General features: G+C 69.6%; 17 protein-coding genes. 8 read left to right on the top strand and 9 right to left on the bottom strand.

Going from position 1 to position 19252, the window contains the following annotated elements:
- Positions 1–7: 7 nt before the first annotated feature.
- From AC5RVV_RS04730 to AC5RVV_RS04705, 6 genes are all read right to left on the bottom strand, one after another.
- The gene (locus tag AC5RVV_RS04730; RefSeq protein WP_494000229.1) at positions 8–643 is read right to left on the bottom strand and encodes a DUF4166 domain-containing protein; all 636 of its coding nucleotides are present in this window, start codon (positions 641–643) and stop codon (positions 8–10) included.
- Between the two features lie 63 nt (positions 644–706).
- The gene (locus AC5RVV_RS04725) at positions 707–1999 is read right to left on the bottom strand and encodes a DUF58 domain-containing protein (RefSeq protein WP_494000228.1); all 1293 of its coding nucleotides are present in this window, start codon (positions 1997–1999) and stop codon (positions 707–709) included.
- Between the two features lie 8 nt (positions 2000–2007).
- A complete protein-coding gene (locus tag AC5RVV_RS04720; protein ID WP_494000227.1) occupies positions 2008–3033 on the bottom strand; it encodes an AAA family ATPase in 1026 nt (341 codons plus the stop codon).
- Positions 3030–4289, bottom strand: a complete 1260-nt coding sequence (locus AC5RVV_RS04715; protein WP_494000226.1) for a DUF4350 domain-containing protein — start codon at positions 4287–4289, stop codon at positions 3030–3032. Before AC5RVV_RS04715 ends, AC5RVV_RS04720 begins: the two co-directional genes overlap by 4 nt.
- Positions 4286–4990: a DUF4129 domain-containing protein gene (locus AC5RVV_RS04710; RefSeq protein WP_494000225.1), complete on the bottom strand. Its 705-nt coding sequence runs from the start codon at positions 4988–4990 to the stop codon at positions 4286–4288. The genes AC5RVV_RS04715 and AC5RVV_RS04710 overlap by 4 nt, the downstream gene beginning before the upstream one ends.
- The gene (locus AC5RVV_RS04705; RefSeq protein WP_494000224.1) at positions 4987–6426 is read right to left on the bottom strand and encodes a proline-rich domain-containing protein; all 1440 of its coding nucleotides are present in this window, start codon (positions 6424–6426) and stop codon (positions 4987–4989) included. The genes AC5RVV_RS04710 and AC5RVV_RS04705 overlap by 4 nt, the downstream gene beginning before the upstream one ends.
- A gap of 191 nt (positions 6427–6617) precedes the next feature.
- Between AC5RVV_RS04705 and mtrA the strand changes: the two genes are divergently transcribed.
- The 7 genes from mtrA to secA all read left to right on the top strand — a co-directional run bounded on the left by mtrA (position 6618) and on the right by secA (position 16671).
- Positions 6618–7295 carry an MtrAB system response regulator MtrA gene (gene mtrA / locus AC5RVV_RS04700; protein WP_493989146.1) on the top strand — a complete coding sequence of 226 codons (678 nt, stop codon included), beginning with the start codon at positions 6618–6620 and terminating at the stop codon, positions 7293–7295.
- Positions 7296–8990, top strand: coding sequence for an MtrAB system histidine kinase MtrB (gene mtrB / locus AC5RVV_RS04695; RefSeq protein ID WP_494000223.1), 1695 nt, complete (start codon positions 7296–7298; stop codon positions 8988–8990).
- Entirely contained in the window at positions 8971–10698 is a 1728-nt protein-coding gene (locus AC5RVV_RS04690) for an LpqB family beta-propeller domain-containing protein (protein WP_494000222.1), read from the top strand. Before mtrB ends, AC5RVV_RS04690 begins: the two co-directional genes overlap by 20 nt.
- A 108-nt stretch (positions 10699–10806) precedes the next feature.
- Positions 10807–11658, top strand: coding sequence for a ComF family protein (locus AC5RVV_RS04685; protein WP_494000221.1), 852 nt, complete (start codon positions 10807–10809; stop codon positions 11656–11658).
- Positions 11659–11898: 240 nt separating this feature from the next.
- The gene (gene hpf / locus AC5RVV_RS04680; protein WP_494000220.1) at positions 11899–12621 is read left to right on the top strand and encodes a ribosome hibernation-promoting factor, HPF/YfiA family; all 723 of its coding nucleotides are present in this window, start codon (positions 11899–11901) and stop codon (positions 12619–12621) included.
- Positions 12622–12649: 28 nt separating this feature from the next.
- Positions 12650–13900, top strand: coding sequence for a winged helix-turn-helix domain-containing protein (locus AC5RVV_RS04675; RefSeq protein WP_494000219.1), 1251 nt, complete (start codon positions 12650–12652; stop codon positions 13898–13900).
- Positions 13901–13944: 44 nt separating this feature from the next.
- Positions 13945–16671 carry a preprotein translocase subunit SecA gene (gene secA, locus AC5RVV_RS04670; protein ID WP_494000218.1) on the top strand — a complete coding sequence of 909 codons (2727 nt, stop codon included), beginning with the start codon at positions 13945–13947 and terminating at the stop codon, positions 16669–16671.
- Between the two features lie 9 nt (positions 16672–16680).
- On the opposite strand, the gene AC5RVV_RS04665 is transcribed toward secA, so the two are convergent.
- Both AC5RVV_RS04665 and AC5RVV_RS04660 read right to left on the bottom strand, forming a co-directional pair.
- Complete coding sequence (locus AC5RVV_RS04665; protein WP_494000217.1) at positions 16681–17304, bottom strand: Rv3235 family protein; 624 nt, start codon at positions 17302–17304, stop codon at positions 16681–16683.
- Positions 17305–17401: 97 nt separating this feature from the next.
- On the bottom strand, positions 17402–18121 hold the full coding sequence (locus AC5RVV_RS04660) for a LysM peptidoglycan-binding domain-containing protein (RefSeq protein ID WP_494000216.1): 720 nt from the start codon (positions 18119–18121) through the stop codon (positions 17402–17404).
- A 155-nt stretch (positions 18122–18276) separates the two neighbouring features.
- On the opposite strand from AC5RVV_RS04660, the gene AC5RVV_RS04655 reads away from it, so the two are divergent.
- Positions 18277–18837, top strand: coding sequence for a hypothetical protein (locus AC5RVV_RS04655; protein ID WP_494000215.1), 561 nt, complete (start codon positions 18277–18279; stop codon positions 18835–18837).
- A 4-nt stretch (positions 18838–18841) separates the two neighbouring features.
- On the opposite strand, the gene AC5RVV_RS04650 is transcribed toward AC5RVV_RS04655, so the two are convergent.
- The gene (locus AC5RVV_RS04650) at positions 18842–19057 is read right to left on the bottom strand and encodes a helix-turn-helix domain-containing protein (protein WP_493979122.1); all 216 of its coding nucleotides are present in this window, start codon (positions 19055–19057) and stop codon (positions 18842–18844) included.
- Between the last annotated feature and the right edge of the window lie 195 nt (positions 19058–19252).

Raw genomic sequence — 19252 nt, 5'->3', positions numbered from 1 at the left:
ATTAGGCTTACACCGAGTACGTAAAGGATCCGGAGTATTCCAGCACGGTGCCGAGCTGGCGCTGGATCACCTTCGTCCGGATCCGGAAACAACCCTCGGATCCATCCCACCACTGTTCCGTGAAGGCCGCGGCATCCAGCAGCAGCGGAAGCCCGATGGTGAGCGGGCCGGCTGATATCCGGCATCGCCGCGACGCGAGGCGCATCCGGCCGTCGGCACCGACCGAGCACGCCACATCCGTCAGCAGGCGACCGCTGCGGCCCAGGGCACCGACGGGCCGGCGCAGATCGTCGTCCCAACTGGTCCGGTCCTCCACGATCCGGGTCCGGTCGTGGAAGCTGAGTGTCCTGACGGCGGTGAGCTCCGGCTGGCCGCTGGCGTTCAGGGAAGCCCGGTTCTCGATGCTGAAGGGCACATTCTGCTGGTACTCGGGGAACAAGGCGTTGTCGCCGCTGGTCAGGCCGAGGAACGGCCGCAGCGCCGGAACCGGGCAGCCGGCGACGTCGAACAGGCCGGACCCGATGCCCCGGACTTCGTGTCCGCCGTCGTCCGCTGCCGGCGGGGCGAGCGAGAAGTATTCCTGCAGTTCGGGCGCCAGGCGGGGAAAGTCCGGCCCCAAGGCCATCTGGTAGACGGAAACCATTGCATCACCATCCGGGTCGGGGACCGCGGCGGCCAGGCAGGCCGGTGGCGGGGTCCATGGCGGTTACAGCCGTCCGGCGGCTTTGAGCCGGATGTACAGGTCGGCCAGTTGAGGCGGCAGTTCGTGCGGGGGAGCGTCCACCACTTCCGCGCCGAACTGGCGGATCTGCGCGGCGACTGCCGCCCGTTCCAGCACGGCACGCTCGGCGGCGGCGGCCCGGTACGTGTCGTCGGCGGTCCCGCGGACGGCGCGCAGCCGGTCCACGTGCGGATCGCTGACGGAGGCGACCACCACGGTGTGCTTGGCGGTCAACTGGGCCAGCACCGGCAGCAGCCCCTCCTCCGCCGCCCCGGAGTCCAGCGAGGTCAGCAGCACCACCAGCGACCGGTGCGAGGACAGGGCGTGGATCTCCGCGGGTATCTGCGACCAGTCCGCTTCGATCAGTTCCGGTTCCAGCGGGGCCATGGCGTTGACCAGCTGGTTGAGCAGGTTGCCCTTGGCCGCGGAGGCGACCCTGGCCCGCGGCCGCCGGTCGAAGGCCAGGAAATCCACGCGGTCGCCGCCGCGCTCGGCGAGCACGGCCAGCAGCAGCGATGCCTCGATTCCGGTGTCCAGCCGCGGCTCGTCCTCAATCCGTGCGGCCGAGGTGCGGGAGGTGTCGAGCACGATCACCACCCGGCGGTCGCGTTCGGGACGCCAGGTGCGGACGACGACGGCCTGCCGCCGGGCGGTGGCGCGCCAGTCGATGGAGCGCACGTCGTCGCCGCGCACGTAGTCGCGCAGCGAATCGAACTCGGTGCCGGCCCCGCGGATTTGCACCGCCACGCGGCCGTCCAGTTCGCGCAGCTTGCGCAGCTTGGAGGGCAGGTGCCGCTTGGAATGGAACGGCGGCAGCACCCGCAGCCGGCCGGGCAGGGCGATGGTGATCTGGCGCGCGGCCACCCCCAGCGGCCCCAGCGACCGGACGGTGACGTGGTGCGCCTGCAGGTCGCCGCGGCGCTGCGGCGTCAGCTGCACATCGACCAGCCGCCGTTCCCCCGGCGCGAGGCGCACGCGCTGCTCCGGGTTGGCGGCGCCGGCCGAGGGCTGCCAGCCGTCGCGCACCACGGCCCGCAGCCGGCGGCGGCCATGGTTGGCCAGCAGCAGCCGGGCCGTCACGGATTCCCCCAGCCGGACATTCGACGGCAGCCTCCGCTGCAGCCCGACGCGGCGCGGCGACAGCGCCAGCGACAGGTCCACGCCGACCGCCGCGGCCAGCAGCAGGCAGCACATTAGGGCCGTGACGGGGCGCGGGAAGAGCATCAGCGGGATGACGCCCGCCAGGGCCAGCAGGACGAAACGTCCGGTGATCGCCACGGCGTCACTCAGCGGGGGACCGGCACGGTGGCCAGGATGCTCTGCAGCACGTCGTCGGCCTGCACGCCGTCCATTTGCGCCTCCGGCCGCAGTCCCACCCGGTGCCGCAGCGCCGGCAGGGCCATCGCCTTGACGTCGTCCGGCGTGACAAAACCGCGGCCGTTCAGCCACGCCCAGGCCCGGGAGGTGTTGAGCAGGGCGGTGGCGCCGCGCGGCGAAACGCCCAGCTGGAACGACGGCGCGGACCGCGTGGCCCGGACCAGGTCCACGATGTAGCCGACCACCTCCGGCGCGATCGCCACCCGGGCCACGGCGGCCCGGGCCCACACCAGGTCCTCGGCGGAGGCGGCGGCCTGCACCCCGGCGGCCTGCAGGTCGCGCGGGTCGAAGCCCTGGCTGTGGCGGCGGATGATTTCGATTTCCGCGTCCCGGTCGGGCAGGTGCATGGTGAGCTTCAGCAGGAAGCGGTCCAACTGCGCTTCCGGCAGCGGGTAGGTGCCCTCGTATTCCACCGGGTTCTGCGTGGCCGCCACGATGAACGGTTCGGGCAGCTTCCGTGAGGTGCCGTCCACCGACACCTGGCGTTCTTCCATCGCTTCCAGCAGCGAGGCCTGCGTCTTCGGCGGCGTCCGGTTGATTTCGTCGGCCAGGAGGATGTTCGTGAAGACCGGGCCCTCCCGGAAGCGGAATTCGGCCGTGTGGGTGTCGTAAATCATGGAGCCCGTGACATCGCCCGGCATCAGGTCGGGCGTGAACTGGATCCGCTTGGTGTCCAGGCTCAAGGCTGCGGAGAGCGAGCGGACCAGCAGCGTCTTGGCGACGCCGGGCACTCCCTCCAGCAGCACATGCCCGTGCGACAGCAGGGCGATCAGCAGCCCGGTGACGGTGGCATCCTGGCCCACCACTGCCTTCGCCACTTCGGTGCGGACGTCATGCAGGGTCTGGCGCAGGCGGTCGTCGTCGGCGGGCGGCGTGGCGACGGCCGGCCCTCCGCCGTACTGGGATGCCTGCCGCTGTCCTGGCTGATCGCTCATCGGTGCGTTACCTCTTTCTCTAGCTGCTGCAGTTCTTGTGCCCACGCCGCCAGCCGGGCTTCGGTGCCGGGTGCCTCGTGGCGCAGGAGGCGCTCCAGTTCGGCACGCGGGCGGCTGCTGTCCCGGGCTACCGCATCGACGACGTCGGCGCTCGCGGCGCCTGCCGGCAGCCGCAGGTGGGCGGCGAGCCGGGTCAGGGTGGCGGCGCGCAGGTTGTCGGCGGCGTGGTTCACGGCCTTGGCGCTCCGGTACAGCCGGGCACGGCCCTCGATCGTCTCGGCCGAGCGGACCACCACCGGCAAAGGCTCGGACACCAGGGGCCCGAGCCGGCGTCCGCGCCAGAACATCGCGGCGACGCCGACGGCCATGAGCCACAGGGACACCGGAAGCACCCAGGCGGGCAGCAGGCTCATGGGGTTGACCGCTTCGCCGGACACCGGAAGGTCCTCCAGTCCCGCCCGGTACCACACCAGCCGCTCGGTGGCTCCCAGCGTGCGCAGGGCCAGCGCGGCGTTGCCGGCGCGGACGACGCCTTCGTTGCTGAGCACATGGCCGGCCCCGAGCACGATGGTGGCTCCGTCGTCGGACACTACGAAGGGCGCCGCGTCATCGGCCGGTGTCTCGAAGGCGAAGCACAGCTCGCCGCCGCCGCGGTAGGCCAAGCCGCCGCGGGTGATTTCGCCGGCCGCGGCGGGGCCGGGCAGGCCGCAGGCGGCCGCGAGGTTGCCCCCGTCGGCAGGGACGACGCCGGCGGCCCGGACGCCGGGGGCAAGGGCCCGCAGCGCCTCAAAGCCGGGCTCGAGCAGCACGATCCGCGCGGCCTGCTCCTTCAGCGGTTTCAGCTGCCCGGCGGTCAGGTAGCCGTCCGGGTCGTGGATCAGCAGGGCGGCGTCGCCTGCCGTCAGCTGGTCCCGGGTCTCCTGCAGCGAATGCGTGGCGGTCACCTGCACCCCCTGCTGACGAAGCACTTCGGCCACGGCCTGGGCTCCGTTGGGCGCGGCGTTGCCGGGGGAGAGGCCGGCGCGGTCGGCGGCCGGGCCGCGGAGCAGTTCCAGCGCCACCACGCCGCACAGCAGCACCAGCAGCAGGAGCCAGAAGCTCCACCGGCGCAGCCGGTCGCGCAGCGTGGACAGCACCGAGCCGCCGTCGCCGACGGTTTCCGGCAGGTCTCCGGGTGCGCCGCCGGTTCCGGTGGTGCCTCCGGCGGAGCTATCGGCTGCCGCAGCAGTCCGGTCCGCGGCGCGTGCGTGGCTCATCGCGGAACCGCCAGCGGCGCCGGGCCGCTGCCGCCAGGCTGCGGGGAGGCCGCGGCCAGGGAATCGTCCAGGGCCGCCAGCTGGTCAAGGTCCGCACGCGTGGCGGGAACGTTGCCGTACCTCACGGCGTCGAACCGGTTGGCCGCAACCCGCAGCCGCCCGGCCTCGGCGCCGAACGCGGCGGCGATGCCTGCGGCCGCCTCGTCGGCGGTGCGGCCCGGCCGGGCATCCAGGACCACCCGCTCTTCCATCGAGCGCACCAGCGCGCGGAACCGCTCGGTCAGCGCCGCATCCCAGTCGCCCCGGTCCGCGGCCGCCCGGGACTTGCGGCGGTGTTCGTCGGCTGTGAGCGGGACGGCGCCGTCGAACATCTCCGCCGCCGCGCGGCTGCGGGCGTTGCGCCGGGGCTTGACCAGCCACACGGCCGCGCCGATCAGCAGCAGGGCGGCCAGGACCAGGACCAGCGTGCCGAGATTGGGGCTGAAGCCATTGAGTTGGGCGACCAGCCCGGCCAGCCAGTCGAGGATGGCCTGCAGCACCGATTCCAAGACCCCGGGCCGGGCATCCTGGTACTCCTCCTTGGCCAGTTCGCGGACGAGCAGTTCGCGCGCCTCTTCCGGCCCCGGCTCCACCGGGACCTCGAAGGGGACAGCTGCGGAACCCGGTGCCGCCGCCGCGATGCCCGGGGCGTGCACGGTCACGTCGGCCAGGGGCCGGCCGGCCCGGGAACCGCGGGGCCGGGTGCCGCGCCCGCGCCGAGTCCCGGAATGGTCCGGGTCTCCCGGCCGCCGGAGGCTTCATGTTCGCGCAACAGCACGACGTCGAACCCTTCGCGGCGGATCCGCAGGTCGATGTAGACCAGGGCGATCACGGCCGCTTGGAAGGCGTAGCCGATGGCCGAGAAGATGGAAGACAGCAGCATCGAGACCAGCGTGAGCGGCCCCATGGTCGCCAGCATGCTCTCGGGCGATGTGGGGTCGCCCAGCAGCGGACCGGCGAGTCCCACGATGAACGAGATGGGCATGCTGACCACGGAGGTGATCACCGTGACGATGATGGTGCACAAGAGGATGATGCCAAAGGTCCGCCACCAGCTGCGGTCGGTCAGCTGCCACGACCGAGCGAGCGCCCGGAAGACCGAGGCGCGTTCCATGATGATCACCGCCGGTGCCAGCATCAGCTTGATGCCGATCCAGACGGATACCGCCGTCAGGCCCACAATGATCAGCACGATGATCCAGGCCGAGGACACGCCGAGCTGGTCGGCCAGGAAGAAGGAGCCGGCGATGATCGCGACCAGTGCGGCAGCGGTGAGGGCGAGATAGAGCAGGGCCAGCCCGACCAGCGCCCCGATCCGGCCCTTCGCAAGCGCGAACATCAGGCCGAAGCCGGTTTTCTGGTTGACCGCGGCCCGGGCGGTGGGAATGGCGAGGACGCCCTGCAGGACCAGGATCCCCACCCCGGACAGCAGGCCGAGCACGAGCGAGGAGATGATGATGGACAGGCCGAAGGCCACCGCGGATGCATCCGTGAGTTCCTCGTTGGCCATGACCTGCAGGCCGCCGAAGGCCGAAATGATCAGCCCGCCGACCAGCCAGGCCAGCGCGCTGACGACCACCTGGAGCAGCACCGCGGTGCCGAAGACCGCCGCGGCGTTCTTGCGGGCCGCCTGGAAGGCGCCGTCGAGGATCTCGCCGACGCCGAGCGGACGCAGCGGGATGACGCCCGGTTTCGGCGGAGCCACATAGCCGCGGTACGGGCCCGGACCGGCGGGCGCCGGCCAGCCTCCCTGCTGCTGGGCGCCGGGCGCGGGCTGTCCCCACTGCGGCTGCGGGTTCCACCCGGACTGGGAGGGCGCCGGCCAACCTTCCTGCTGCTGTGCGCCGGGCGCGGGCTGTCCCCACACCGGCTGCGGGTTCCACCCGGACTGGGAGGGCGGAGGCTGCTGGCCCGGCGGCGCCCACGTCGGGTGTTGCGCGCCCGGCCCGGGCTGTCCCCAGACCGGCTGCTGCCCCCACGCAGGCTGGCCCGGCGCCTGGCTGTCGGCCCCGGCGCCGTTGCCGGGGCCCGTGCCGTCGGGGCCCTGGCCTTGCGGATCCCTGCTGTCGTGCCCGGCGTCATTGGCCCCGTGGCTCATCGCGTCCCGTCTTCCTCATCTCGTGTCGCCGGCTGCGGGAGGCCTCCGGCGAAGTGTTAGCCTCTCATCAGCCTATAGTTTCGGTCCGCCAGTTCCTACCATCCCGGCGCGGGCCCGCCGTGGGCGCAGTGTCGGTGTGCCCTGTGCGTCGTTACGTCAGGGATGAGGGGAATAGGGAACAATAGGGAGATATGAAGGCACGCATTCTGGTCGTAGACGACGACGAGGCCCTGGCCGAGATGATCGGCATCGTGCTGCGCAACGACGGATTCGATCCCGTGTTCTGCGCGGACGGCGCGCAGGCCCTCGAGGTCTTCCGCAGCAGCAAGCCGGACCTGGTGCTGCTCGACCTGATGCTCCCGGGGCTGGACGGCATCGAGGTCTGCCGCCAGATCCGTGGCGAATCGGACGTTCCCATTGTCATGCTGACGGCCAAGTCGGACACCTCCGACGTGGTCCGGGGCCTGGAATCCGGTGCCGACGACTACGTGCCCAAGCCGTTCAAGCCGGCAGAACTCGTAGCCCGGGTGCGCGCGCGCCTGCGCCCGGGCGATCAGCGGGCGCCCGAGACCCTGCGGATCGCCGACGTGGTGATCGATGTTGCCGGGCATGTGGTCCACCGCGGGGACGAGAAGATCTCGCTCACCCCGCTGGAATTCGACCTGCTGGTGGCCCTGGCCCGGAAACCCTGGCAGGTCTTCACCCGCGAATTGCTGCTGGAGCAGGTCTGGGGCTACCGCCACGCCGCAGACACCCGCCTGGTCAACGTTCACGTCCAGCGGCTGCGCTCCAAGATCGAACGCGATCCGGAGGCCCCCGAAGTGGTGCTCACGGTCCGCGGCGTCGGTTACAAGGCCGGCCAAGGGTAAGTGGAGCCGGTTCTCAGCCGGTGGACAGCCAAGCTGAAGGCGGCAGCTGAGGCCGCTTGGCATGCCACGCTGCGGGCCCGCGAGTTCCTGAACCGGAAATGGCGGCGGTCGCTGCAGTTCCGTACGGTGACCGCCGCCGTCCTGCTCACCGCCTTCGCCTTCATGGGCGTGGGCGCGTTCCTCTCCAGCCAGATCGCCTCCGGGCTCTACCAGGAGCGGGTAAACCAGGCGGAGGCCGAGTCCCGGCGCGGGCTGTCCCAGGTCAAGACAATCTTCGAGAGTTCCTCCGCCAGCGACCGGGCGACCGTCTCCAGCATGGTGGCGGACACGCTGAAACTGCTGGAAGGCACCGGCGCCGAAGCGCCGCGCTACTACCTGCTGACGCCGCTGCCGGGCGGCCAGAACCTCTACGTGTTCAGCCAGTCGAACACCTCCATCACCGCCAACATCATTCCGGAGGGGCTGGCCCGGGAAGTCGCCACCGGCACCGGGCAGTACCGCCAGGCGCTCGCGCTGCCCGTGGGCGACAGCGATGTCCCGGCGATCGGATTCGGCACCAAGGTGTCGTTGCCGCCGGGCAATTTGTATGCGCTGTACCTGATCTACGACCTCTCCTCGGTCCAGCAGACCCTGGACTTCATTCACCGGGTGCTCTGGATCGGCGGCGGGCTGCTGCTGATCCTGGTCGGCGGCATCGTCTGGCTGCTGACCCGCGCAGTCGTGCACCCGGTCAGCCAGGCGGCGATCGCCTCGGAGAAGCTGGCGGCCGGACAACTGCAGGAGCGGCTGGAAGTCCGGGGCGAGGACGAACTCGCCCGGCTGGGGGCCTCCTTCAACCACATGGCCAACAGCCTGCAGGAGCAGATCACGCAGCTGGCGGCGCTGTCCGAAATGCAGCAGCGGTTCGTGTCCGATGTGTCGCATGAACTGCGGACGCCGCTGACCACGGTCCGCATGGCCGCGGAGGTGCTGTACGAATCGCGCGGGGACTTCGATCCCATCAACGCCCGCTCCACGGAACTGCTGTACAACCAGGTGGAGCGTTTCCAGGCGCTGCTCGCCGACCTCTTGGAAATCTCCCGTTTCGACGCTGGTGCTGCCGCCCTGGACGCGGAGCCGACCGATTTGGTGGAGATCGCCCGCACCGCGCTCGACGCCGCCCAGCCGCTTGCGGAGAACAGCGGGTCGGAGCTGCGGCTGATTGCCCACGAGCCGCGCTGCATCGCGGACATGGACCGCCGCAGAATCGAACGCATCCTGCGCAACCTGATTGTCAACGCGCTGGAACACGGCGAAGGCAAACCGGTGGAGGTCACGGTCGGGGCGACCGAGGACGCCGTGGCCGTCTCGGTGCGGGACTACGGCATCGGGATGACGCCCATGGAAGCCTCCAGGGTGTTCGACCGCTTCTGGCGCGCCGACCCGGCCCGGGCGCGGACCACCGGCGGCAGCGGTCTGGGGCTGTCGATTTCCACCGAGGATGCCCGCCTCCACGGCGGCTGGCTGCAGGCGTGGGGCGAGCCGGGCAACGGTGCCTGCTTCCGGCTCACGCTGCCGCGGCACAGCGGCGGCACGCTTACCCATTCGCCGCTGCCGCTGCCACCGGCCGGCGCCTCCGCGTGGCACGGCCAGCTGGTGGCCGAGAATGTGCTCCTCGAACAGCAGGAGGAAAACGGTGTTCCGGATCCCAGCTGAGCCTGCCCGCCCCTCCCGGCTGCGCGCCGTCGTCGTCATGCTCTGTGCCATGCTGGCGCTGGTCTCCTGTTCCTCCATCCCGATGTCGGGGCCGGTGGGCACGGTCCAGGCCGATTCGGGCGAAACCGGGGGGACCGGCTACACCTTCAACCCGCCGGGGCCGTCGCCGGGGGACTCCCCGCAGCAGATCGTCGCCGGCTTCATCCAGGCGGGCACGGCCACGCAGGACGATTACCGGATTGCGCGCGAATTCCTCGCCCCGGACCTCGCCGGCGAATGGCAGCCGGTGCAGCGGACGCTGGTGTACCGGAACGTCGTGCGGATTGTCGGATCGCCGTCCGAAACCGAATTCGTGCTCCAGGTGGAGGTCGATGCCACGATCAACGAGTCGGGCGTCCGCACCCAGGCCGAGGAAGGGGCCACCGAATCGCTGCCGGTGGAACTGGCGCAGGTGGACGGCGAATGGCGGATCTCCAGCGTTCCGGACGGGACCATGGTCTCCACGGTGGACTTCCGCACCTTGTTCTCCCCGTTCAACCTGTACTACTACGACCCGACGTACACGTATGCCGTGCCGGACGTACGTTGGTTCGCCAACCGGCAGGGCATCTCGGCGGCCATCGTGGCTGCCATGCTGGAGGGGCCCGCGCCGTACCTGGCCGGCGCCGTGATCAGTGCCTTCCCGGAAGGCTCGCAGCTGGTGCGGCGGGCCGTACCGATCGAATCGGGGGCTGCCAGCGTGGACCTGTCGGCCGAAGTCCTCACGGGCACCACGTTCCTGCGCCGGCAGCAGATGCAACAGCAGCTGGAACTGACGCTGGGAGAGCTCAATACCGTCTCCACCGTCCAGATGACCGTGGACCAGCGGGAAGTGGACCTGGGCAATTCCCCCGATCCCCAGTTCCAAGCCGCGGTGACGGACCCCGCGGTCGGCAACGTGCAGATCGGGGTTTTGGACGAGGAACTGGTGTTTTACGAAGGATCGCGGCCGGTCAAGCCGGAGGACCTGCCGTCCGTCAGCCGGCTGCGCCCGCGCGAACCGGCGATGTCGCTGGACCAGGAACGCTTTGCCTTCCTGACCGCCGAGCGCAACCGGATGTTCGTGATCGGCGAGGACCGCCGCGCGGTGGAGGCGGCAACCGGAAGCAACCTCACCGGACCCAGCGTCGATCCCTTCGGCTGGGCCTGGGCGGCGGCCGGCGACGGCAGCGGGAAAGTCTCCGCGGTGTCCATCGAGGCGCCGGACGAATCGGTGGCGGTCAGCGCCCAATGGCTGACGGAGCGAACCGTGACCGAGCTGCAGATTTCACGTGAAGGTTCCAGGGCGCTCATCACCACCCGTGAAGGCGAGAGCACCTCGGTCTACGTTGCCGGCGTCGTCCGCGACCAGGACGGCCGGCCCCGGGGCATCACCACCCCCAAGCGGCTGAACCCCTCGGTGCCGGTGGACTCGGGCGTCTGGGCGGACGAGGATACCGTCGTCGTCATGCAGGCCTCGCCCGACCAAGCGGTGACTGCGGAGGTGCTGAACCTGGACGGCAGCACCCTGCGGACCGCGCCCCTGCAGGGGATGGTGGAGATCAGCGCCGGCAACGGCGACCAGGACGTGTACGCCCAGACCAACGAGATGCTCTACATCCGCGTCGGCAACAGCTGGGCTCCGCAGCGAAATTCCCCGCTGGTCATCGATCCGTCCTTCCCCGGATAGCCCCGCCTCCACAGCGGCCGCAGCACCGGAACACTCCACAGCCGGTACCCGGGCCGCCCCGGGCGGGCGGGGGCGCGGCCAGGCTGAAGGGATGGCGGGGACACGGTGATGAAGGTGACGGCGGACGTGGGCACCCGGCTGGACAGGCTGTATTTCAGCCGGGCCGCGCAGGCGCTGCGGATCTGGTCCGGGCAGTTCGGCCGGCTGCTGCTGCCGACCGACTGCGTGGCCTGCGGTGCGACGGATTACGTCCTGTGCGCTGCCTGCGGGCGGCGCCTGCGGCGCTCGACGGTGCGACCGATCGCCGTGGAACAGGACGCCGACTCCTTGCCGCTGGACGAGGCCGGCCGGCCGCTGCCGGTGACCGCCGGGGGACCCTACCGGCGTGAACTGTCCCAGGCCGTGCTGGCCTTTAAGAACCACGGCCGGACCGAGTTGGCGCCGGTGCTGGCCGTCGTGCTGGCCGGAGCCCTGGACGCGGCCGCGGCACGTGCGGGCCGGCCCGCCGCGGCGGTGCTGGTCCCGGTTCCCTCGCGCGGCAGCTCCCGCCGGCGCCGCGGCTACGATCCGCTTCAACTGCTGCTGTCCCGCCTGGCCCGGCAAGGCCTGCTGCCGGCCGGCCTGCAGTTGCTGCCCGCCGTCCGCCAGGTGGACCCGGCGCGGCGCCTGCAGCGGCCGGGTTCCCCGGGCGGGCAGAAGTCGCTGGGCCGGTCGGCGCGGCAACGGAACGTTGCCGGCAGCATGGCCGTGCCGCCGGGGTACGCACCCCTGATCGCCGGGAGGTGCTGCCTCCTGGTGGACGACGTGCTCACCACCGGTGCCACGATGGGTGAGCTGGCCCGGGCCCTGCGTGCCGCCGGCGGACATCCCCTGGGCGGAGCGGTGCTGGCAGCCGCCTCGGCCCCGGCCGGGCCCGCCGGCCGGGATGCGGGCCGGGAGGCCGCGAGCCGGCCCTCGTGAGCACCGCGGAATGACGCGGAGTGTAACGATTATGCAGTGCCGGCTGCACCGGCCCTCGGAGTGCCCTCGGACATCGTCGGCAAATGTTGTAGATATTCGTGGGTAAAGGGTGAATAAAAGGTGTCCGTGATCTAACGTGAAGTATGGGCTCCCGCGAGGGAGGCAACCCGTCTTCAGCGGCTGAAAGGAGTTTCTCTTTTCGGTCGCTGTTGTGTCATCTAGGCAATTATGGAGGGCACCATGGAATTCAACATCAACGGCCGCAACCTGTCCGTTTCGGATCGGTTCCGCGAGTACGCTGAGGAGAAGATCTCCAAGATCGAGCAGTTGGGCGACAAGGTCCAGCGGCTTGATGCCAAAGTCACCAAAGAGGCCAATGCCCGCAATGCCGAAAGCTCGATGACCGTCGAGCTCACCGTGCTCGGACGGGGCAGCGTGGTCCGCGCCGAGGCCAAGGCCGCGGACAAGTTTGCAGCTTTCGACATTGCCTATAACAAGCTTTTGGAGCGCCTGCGCCGCGCTCGGGACCGCCGCAAGGTCCACCACGGCCGTCACACCCCGACCGCCGTCCATCAGGCCACCGCCACGCTGGAACCGGCCAGCTCGGACATGCCGCTGCACGAAGCGGCGCTGGCTGCGGCAACTGCCCAGGACCAGGCCGAGGACCGGACCGGCTACGACATCGACAACGATGTTCCCGCCGGAGACTCACCGGTGCTGATCCGCCGCAAGGTCTTCCCGGCCGCGTCCATGACTCTCGACGATGCCGTGGACAACATGGAACTGGTGGGACACGACTTCTACCTGTTCATCGACAAGGCGACGAACGCACCCAGCGTCGTCTACCGCCGTCGTGGCTGGACGTACGGCGTGATCACCCTCGACGCCGATTGCAGCGCCGAAGAAGCCAAGGCGCGCGAAGAGGTGCTGGCCTACCGCGCGTCGGCGGGCGCCAAGGCCTGACAGCGCCGCGGCTGCCTAGTATGAAGGCATGACAGCCCGCATCACTCCGGCCCAGGCCCGCCGCATCGCGCTGGCGGCGCAGGGCTTGGTTCAGGAACGGCCCACCGGCCTTGTCACGGCAAGGCAGGTGGGCCGGACCTTTGACCGGCTGCGGCTGCTGCAGATTGACTCCGTGAACGTGCTGGTGCGCTCGCATTACCTGCCGTTCTTCTCCAGGCTCGGCGGCTACGACGTCGACATCCTCCACCGGTTTGCGGGAAAAGCGCCGCGCCGCATGATGGAGTACTGGGCGCACGAAGCCAGCTATATCAAGCCGCAGGATTTCGCCGATCTCCGCCAGTGGCAGCGTCGCCGGTGGGTTGGCGCCGCCGGCATGGACCCGGTCCTCGTCCAGGACCTGACCGCCAAGATCCTGGACACGCTTTCCTCCTCGCGCGGCCTGACCGCCCGGGCGGTCGCCGACCGGATCGGCCATGACGCGCACCAGCCGAAGACCGACTGGGGCTGGAACTGGAACGCGGTCAAGCGGGTGCTGGAGGACCTCTTCGAACAGGGGCTGGTCAGCGCCGCCGCGCGGACTCCCCAGTTCGAACGGCTCTACACCCTGACCGAGCGGGTGCTGCCAGCCCCGCACGACGCACAGTACCGGCCCGATCCTGAACAGGCGATGCTGAGGCTGATCGAGGCCGCCGCGCTGGCTCACGGCATCGGGACCGTCAAGTGCTTCGCCGACTACTTCCGGGTGCCGGTGCGGGCGGCCGCCGACGCGGTGCGGACCCTGGAGGCGGCCGGAAAGCTGGAAGCGGTGCAGGTGGATGGCTGGAGGGGCGACGTGTACCTGCACGCCGAGGCGGCCCGGCCGCGCCGCGCCACCGGCAGGGCACTCCTGAGCCCCTTCGATTCCTTGGTGTTCGAACGCCAGCGGGTGGAGCGGCTGTTCGGCTTTCGCTACCGGATCGAAATCTACACGCCGGCGCCGAAGCGGACCTACGGCTACTACGTCCTGCCGTTCCTGCTGGGGGACCGGCTGTGTGCCCGCGTGGACTTGAAAGCGGACCGGGCCTCGGGCAGGCTCGTGGTCCGGGCTGCGCACGCCGAAGACGACGCCCCGCCCGGAACCGCCGCGGAGCTGGCAGCCGAGCTGGCCGGCATGGCCGAGTGGCTGGCGCTGGACGCCGTGGTGGTTCATGAGAGCGGCGGTTTGGCCCCGGCCCTGGCCCGTGAGAGCGCGAAACGGCCGCCGGGAACCAAAACGCTGCGGGACTCGTCTCTCACGTAGACTGAACGAGCCAGATTTCTGCGCAACTGACTGGGAGCTATGTAGTGCCAACGATTCTCGAGCGTGTGCTTCGTACCGGCGACAAGAAGACGCTGAAGAGGCTGCGCGGCTACGCCGATGCGATCAACGTCCTGGAAGAGGACTTCAAGTCCCTCACGGATGCCGAGTTGCGCGGGGAAACCGACACGTTGAAGCAGCGCTACCAGGACGGCGAGCTGCTCGACGACCTGCTCCCGGAGGCATTCGCGGCCGTCCGCGAAGCCGCCAGCCGCACGCTCGGCCTGCGCCACTTCGACGTCCAGCTGATGGGCGGCGCAGCCCTGCACATGGGCAACATCGCGGAGATGAAGACCGGCGAAGGCAAGACGCTGGTGGCCACCGCGCCCGCCTACCTGAACGCGCTCACCGGCAAGGGCGTCCACGTGGTGACGGTCAACGACTACCTGGCCGAATACCAGTCCGACCTGATGGGCCGTGTTTACCGCTTCCTGGGCCTGACCAGCGGCTGCATCCTGTCGAACCAGAACCCGGCGACGCGCCGCGAACAGTACGCGGCGGACATCACCTACGGCACGAACAACGAGTTTGGCTTCGACTACCTGCGCGACAACATGGCCTGGAGCCGTGACGAACTGGTCCAGCGCGGACACCACTTCGCGATCGTGGACGAAGTCGACTCGATCCTGATCGACGAGGCCCGCACCCCGCTGATCATTTCCGGCCAGGCCTCCGGCGACGTGAACCGTTGGTACACCGAATTTGCGCGCGTCGTGATGCGGCTGAAGGACACCGAAGACTACGAAGTCGACGAGAAGAAGCGTACCGTCGGCGTGCTGGAATCCGGCATCGAAAAGGTCGAGGACTACCTCGGCATCGACAACCTGTATGAATCGGCGAATACGCCGCTGATCGGGTTCCTGAACAACGCCATCAAGGCCAAGGAGTTGTTCAAGCGGGACAAGGACTACGTGGTGCTCAAGGGCGAGGTGCTCATCGTCGATGAGCACACCGGCCGCATCCTGGCCGGCCGGCGCTACAACGAAGGCATGCACCAGGCGATCGAGGCCAAAGAGGGCGTCGAGATCAAGGCCGAGAACCAGACGCTGGCCACGGTGACCCTGCAGAACTACTTCCGCCTCTACGGCAAGCTCTCGGGCATGACCGGCACCGCCGAAACCGAAGCGGCCGAGTTCATGAGCACCTACAAGCTCGGCGTGGTTCCGATCCCGACGAACAAGCCGATGGCCCGCATCGACCAGTCGGACCTGATCTACAAGAACGAAGTCGCCAAGTTCGACGCCGTCGTGAAGGACATCGCCGAGCGCCACGAAAAGGGCCAGCCGGTCCTGGTGGGCACCACCAGCGTGGAGAAGAGCGAGTACCTGTCCAAGCAGTTGGCGAAACAGGGCATCCGGCACGAAGTGCTCAACGCCAAGAACCATGCCCGGGAAGCGGCCATCGTCGCGCAGGCCGGCCGCAAGGGTTCCGTCACGGTGGCGACCAACATGGCCGGCCGCGGTACGGACATCATGCTCGGCGGCAACGCCGAGTTCAACGCGGTGGCTGAATTGGAACGCCGCGGCCTGGACCCCGCCGCGAACCCGGAAGACTACGAGGCCGCCTGGCCCGCCGCCCTGGCAGCGGCGCAGAAAGCCGTACAGGCCGAGCACGACGAGGTCAAGGAGCTCGGCGGGCTCTACGTGCTGGGTACCGAACGGCATGAATCACGGCGCATCGACAACCAGCTCCGCGGCCGCTCCGGGCGCCAGGGCGACCCGGGCGAATCCCGCTTCTACCTCTCCCTGACCGATGACCTGATGCGGCTGTTCAACTCGGGCGCAGCGGAACGGATCATGAACTCCTCCCGCATGCCCGACGACGTGGCGTTGGAGTCCAAGATGGTTTCCAAGGCCATCCAGAACGCCCAGGCACAGGTCGAAGGCCGGAACGCCGAGCAGCGCAAGAACGTGCTGAAGTACGACGACGTGCTCAACCGGCAGCGTGAGGCAATCTACAACGACCGGCGGCGCATCCTGGAAGGCGACGACCTGCACGAGAAGGTCGCGTTCTTCCTTGAGGACGTGGTGACGGCGATGGTCAACGAAGCCACCGCTGAGGGCCATGGCGACGACTGGGACTACGAGCAGCTGTGGACCAACCTCAAGCAGCTCTACCCGATCGAACTGACGATCGACGAGGTGCTGGAGGAAGCCGGCGGGCGCTCGCGGGTCACGGCGGATTTCCTGCGCGCGGAAATTGTCTCCGATGCTAAGGTCGCCTACGCCCAGCGGGAGCAGACGCTCGGCTCCGAGACCATGCGCGAACTGGAGCGGCGCGTGGTGCTCTCGGTGATCGGCAGGAAGTGGCAGGAACACCTCTACGAGATGGATTACCTCAAGGAGGGCATCGGACTGCGGGCCATGGCCCAACGCGATCCGCTGGTCGAATACCAGCGCGAGGGATTCGTGATGTTCCAGGCCATGATGGAGTCCATCCGTGAAGAGAGCATCGGCTATCTCTTCAACCTCGAGGTACAGGTTCAGCAGCCGGCCGAGGCGACGGTCCCCGGGGTCGCTGACGCCCGGGCGGCGGCGGCGCCGCAGATCACTGCGGCCGGGCTGGAAGCTCCGCAGCGGCCGGCGGCCCTGCAGTTCACGGCGCCCAGTGCATCCGGGGAAGCCGAGACACGGGTCGAACGCCAGGCCCCGGCCAAGGCGGCAGCGCCCGCCAGGGACAAGCGCCCCGCCAAGAGCGGCAAGCGCCGGAAGTAGTTTGCGGGTTCAGCCGATCTCCAGGGCCGTGACCTTCCACAGTCCGCGGATCCACTCCAGCCGCAGCGCCACCGCGCGTATCCGGCGGGTCTCGGCCACCACCAACGACGCTTCATAGGCGCTGTCGGCGGCACGGCACACCCGGGCGGAGCGGACCACCGGGCTGCGGTGCAGCCGCAGCGGTGCCCGGCCATCGGAACGCAGTTGCGCCTGGTGGGCCCTGGCGATGTCCGCCCGGTGCACCAGCTTTTCGTAGCTGGCGGGGTCCAGCCAGCGAGCCAGCTGTTGGACCGGCCGTGTGCCGGAGACGGCCTCCAGGCAGGCCTGCGCCACGGACCGGGCCATCGCCGTGACGTGGAGCAGTTCGGCCTCCGCCTCGGGGTCCCCGCCCACCGGCAGCGGAACGGGACGGGGCACTGCGGCGGGTCCGGCCATCCCGCGGGTGTCATCCGGTCGCCTGGGCTGCAACCGGATGACGGGCGCAAAGTAGCCGTCCGGCCCGGCCGGTTTGACCCGCCGTACCGTCAGGGGCCGGGGCGCCCCGCTCGCCGGTGCCAGCGTGTCCAGGCGCGCGCCCGCCGCGGCTTCTTTCTCCGGCGTCTGCACGGCCGGGAGGTGTCGCACGTTGTCCATGTCCTGCCCTTCCTTCCACTGGTACTGCCTTGGCTTCCAGCCGCGCCACACAGCACGGCTCCCGTGTGCGTCTCTCGGCCGTTTCCGGAAAGCTTCACTATCCGGGCGGAGGTACGACGAGCGTTTGCCCGGGTTTGATTAGGGAGGGGTCGTGACCGATGAGGGTTTGGTTGGCGGCATACCACTCCGGCCACCGCTCGGCGATTTCCACGTCGGTCGCCAGCGGGCCCAGCTCGGCGGCCGCGAGCTGCCAGAGGGAATCCCCGGCGGTGACGGTAACCAGCCGGGGTGCGCCGGAGGCTTCCCGGGTTGGCGGCTTGGCGACGGCGCCCGGGGCCGCGGCCGGGGGAGCGGGCTTCCATGAGGGGTCCACCGGAGGGTTTACCCGACCGGCCAGGCCGTCCGGCTGCCACCGGGGATCCACCAGGGCAGCGCTGGACGCGCCGGTCCCGGCCGCGGCTTCGGCCGGACGCGTTGCGGCCGCCGCATGGGCGCCCGCGACCACCACCAGATTGAGGCCGACGACGGCGCCCGCCAAGCGCCGCAGGAACGCGGGACTCCACGCGGCCGACCGCGCCGCCAGGCGGCTGTGGCCGGTCCTGGCCAGCACCGCGCAGGCCGCCGCTGCCGCCATGCCCAGGAGCAACCAACAGAGCACGGCCGCGCCGGCTCCGATCGACAGGAGCGCCAGCAGGTCCTGATAGTTCTGCGAAGGCCACGCGGCGCCGGTGGCCAGCTCCCTCCCGGCGAGCACCAGCACGGCGGCACAAGCCGTCACCAGCCCTGTGGTTGCCAGATCGGCGGTGGTTCTGAGCATGGGAAGTGCCTCCGGAGAGAACGTGTTAACGTCATTTGATGTAGTTTGATTCTGTTTACTGCTGTTTGTTTCCAATAGTGGCAGCTTCAAACGCTTGTTGTAAAGCAGTAGGTTTTCCGTTGACGGCATGTGGTGCAGGTTCCTAGGCTGGCGCCATGCGTTGGGACGCCCTGTTTGCCGATTTGGAGGCCCAGCTACACGCCGCAGACCGGCTGGAGCTGGAAGCGGAGGTAAACGAGCGCGCCCGGATCGAGCTGGCGGCAGTGGGTCTGGCCGACCGGCTTCGGGGGCAGCTGGACAGCAGGTTGCGCGTCCGTGTAGGCGCAGACCTCAGGTTCGAGGGGACGCTGGCCCATGTCGGATCAACCTGGTTGGTGCTGTACGAGGGAGTGCGGAGCGTGCTCCTGCCGTTGGCCGCTGTCCAACTGCTCGAAGGAATGGGCCGGCATGCGGTTGCCGACTCGACCGGGGCCCGTCGGCTCGGGCTCGGTTCCGCCCTGCGCGCCCTTGGCCGCGACCGCGCACCGGTCGCGGTCTACCTGTCGGGTGGCCTCGGCATCCCGGCGGCCGAGGGGGTGGTCGACAGGGTCGGGGCGGACTCCTTCGACCTCGCGGCGGTGCCGTCGGGCGAGGACAGGCGCGCGGCAAATGTCCGGTCGGTCTACACGGTGCCCTTCGCGGCCATTGCGGCCCTCGTGTCCCGCAGCCCGGACTGAATGCTCATTCCGTGGTGGACTTGGCCTCTTCGATCAGCCGCCGCGTCTGGGCGTACTTGTCCTGGATGTACTGGTCGAGCATGACCTGCTCGACGCGCCATTGGCCCCGGCCGCCGATCTGGATGGCGGGAAGTTCGCCGCTGCGAACCAGGGCGTACGTCTGCGACGAGGAGATCTGCAACTCCTCCGCCACATCGGACAGGGTGAGGAACCGCGGCATGGGCTGATCCTTCGAAGCGGGGACGGTTTCAGCCATTATGGCATCGTTTGACGTCGTTTGGTCCAACTGGCTCCGTTGGTTCTGAAAAGTTTTCCCCAGATCCGGCCCGGGTGGCCGCGGCGGTTCCCTTTCCCCTGGGCCACGGCCAGAATGGTGCCACCCGCGGCCTCGGGGCCGACTCTCGGAGCGCAGCCT

Source organism: Arthrobacter sp. MDT2-34-1 (assembly GCF_059091365.1).
Note: the sequence above shows the minus strand (reverse complement) of the source record. Positions and strands in the feature narration are given on the sequence as shown.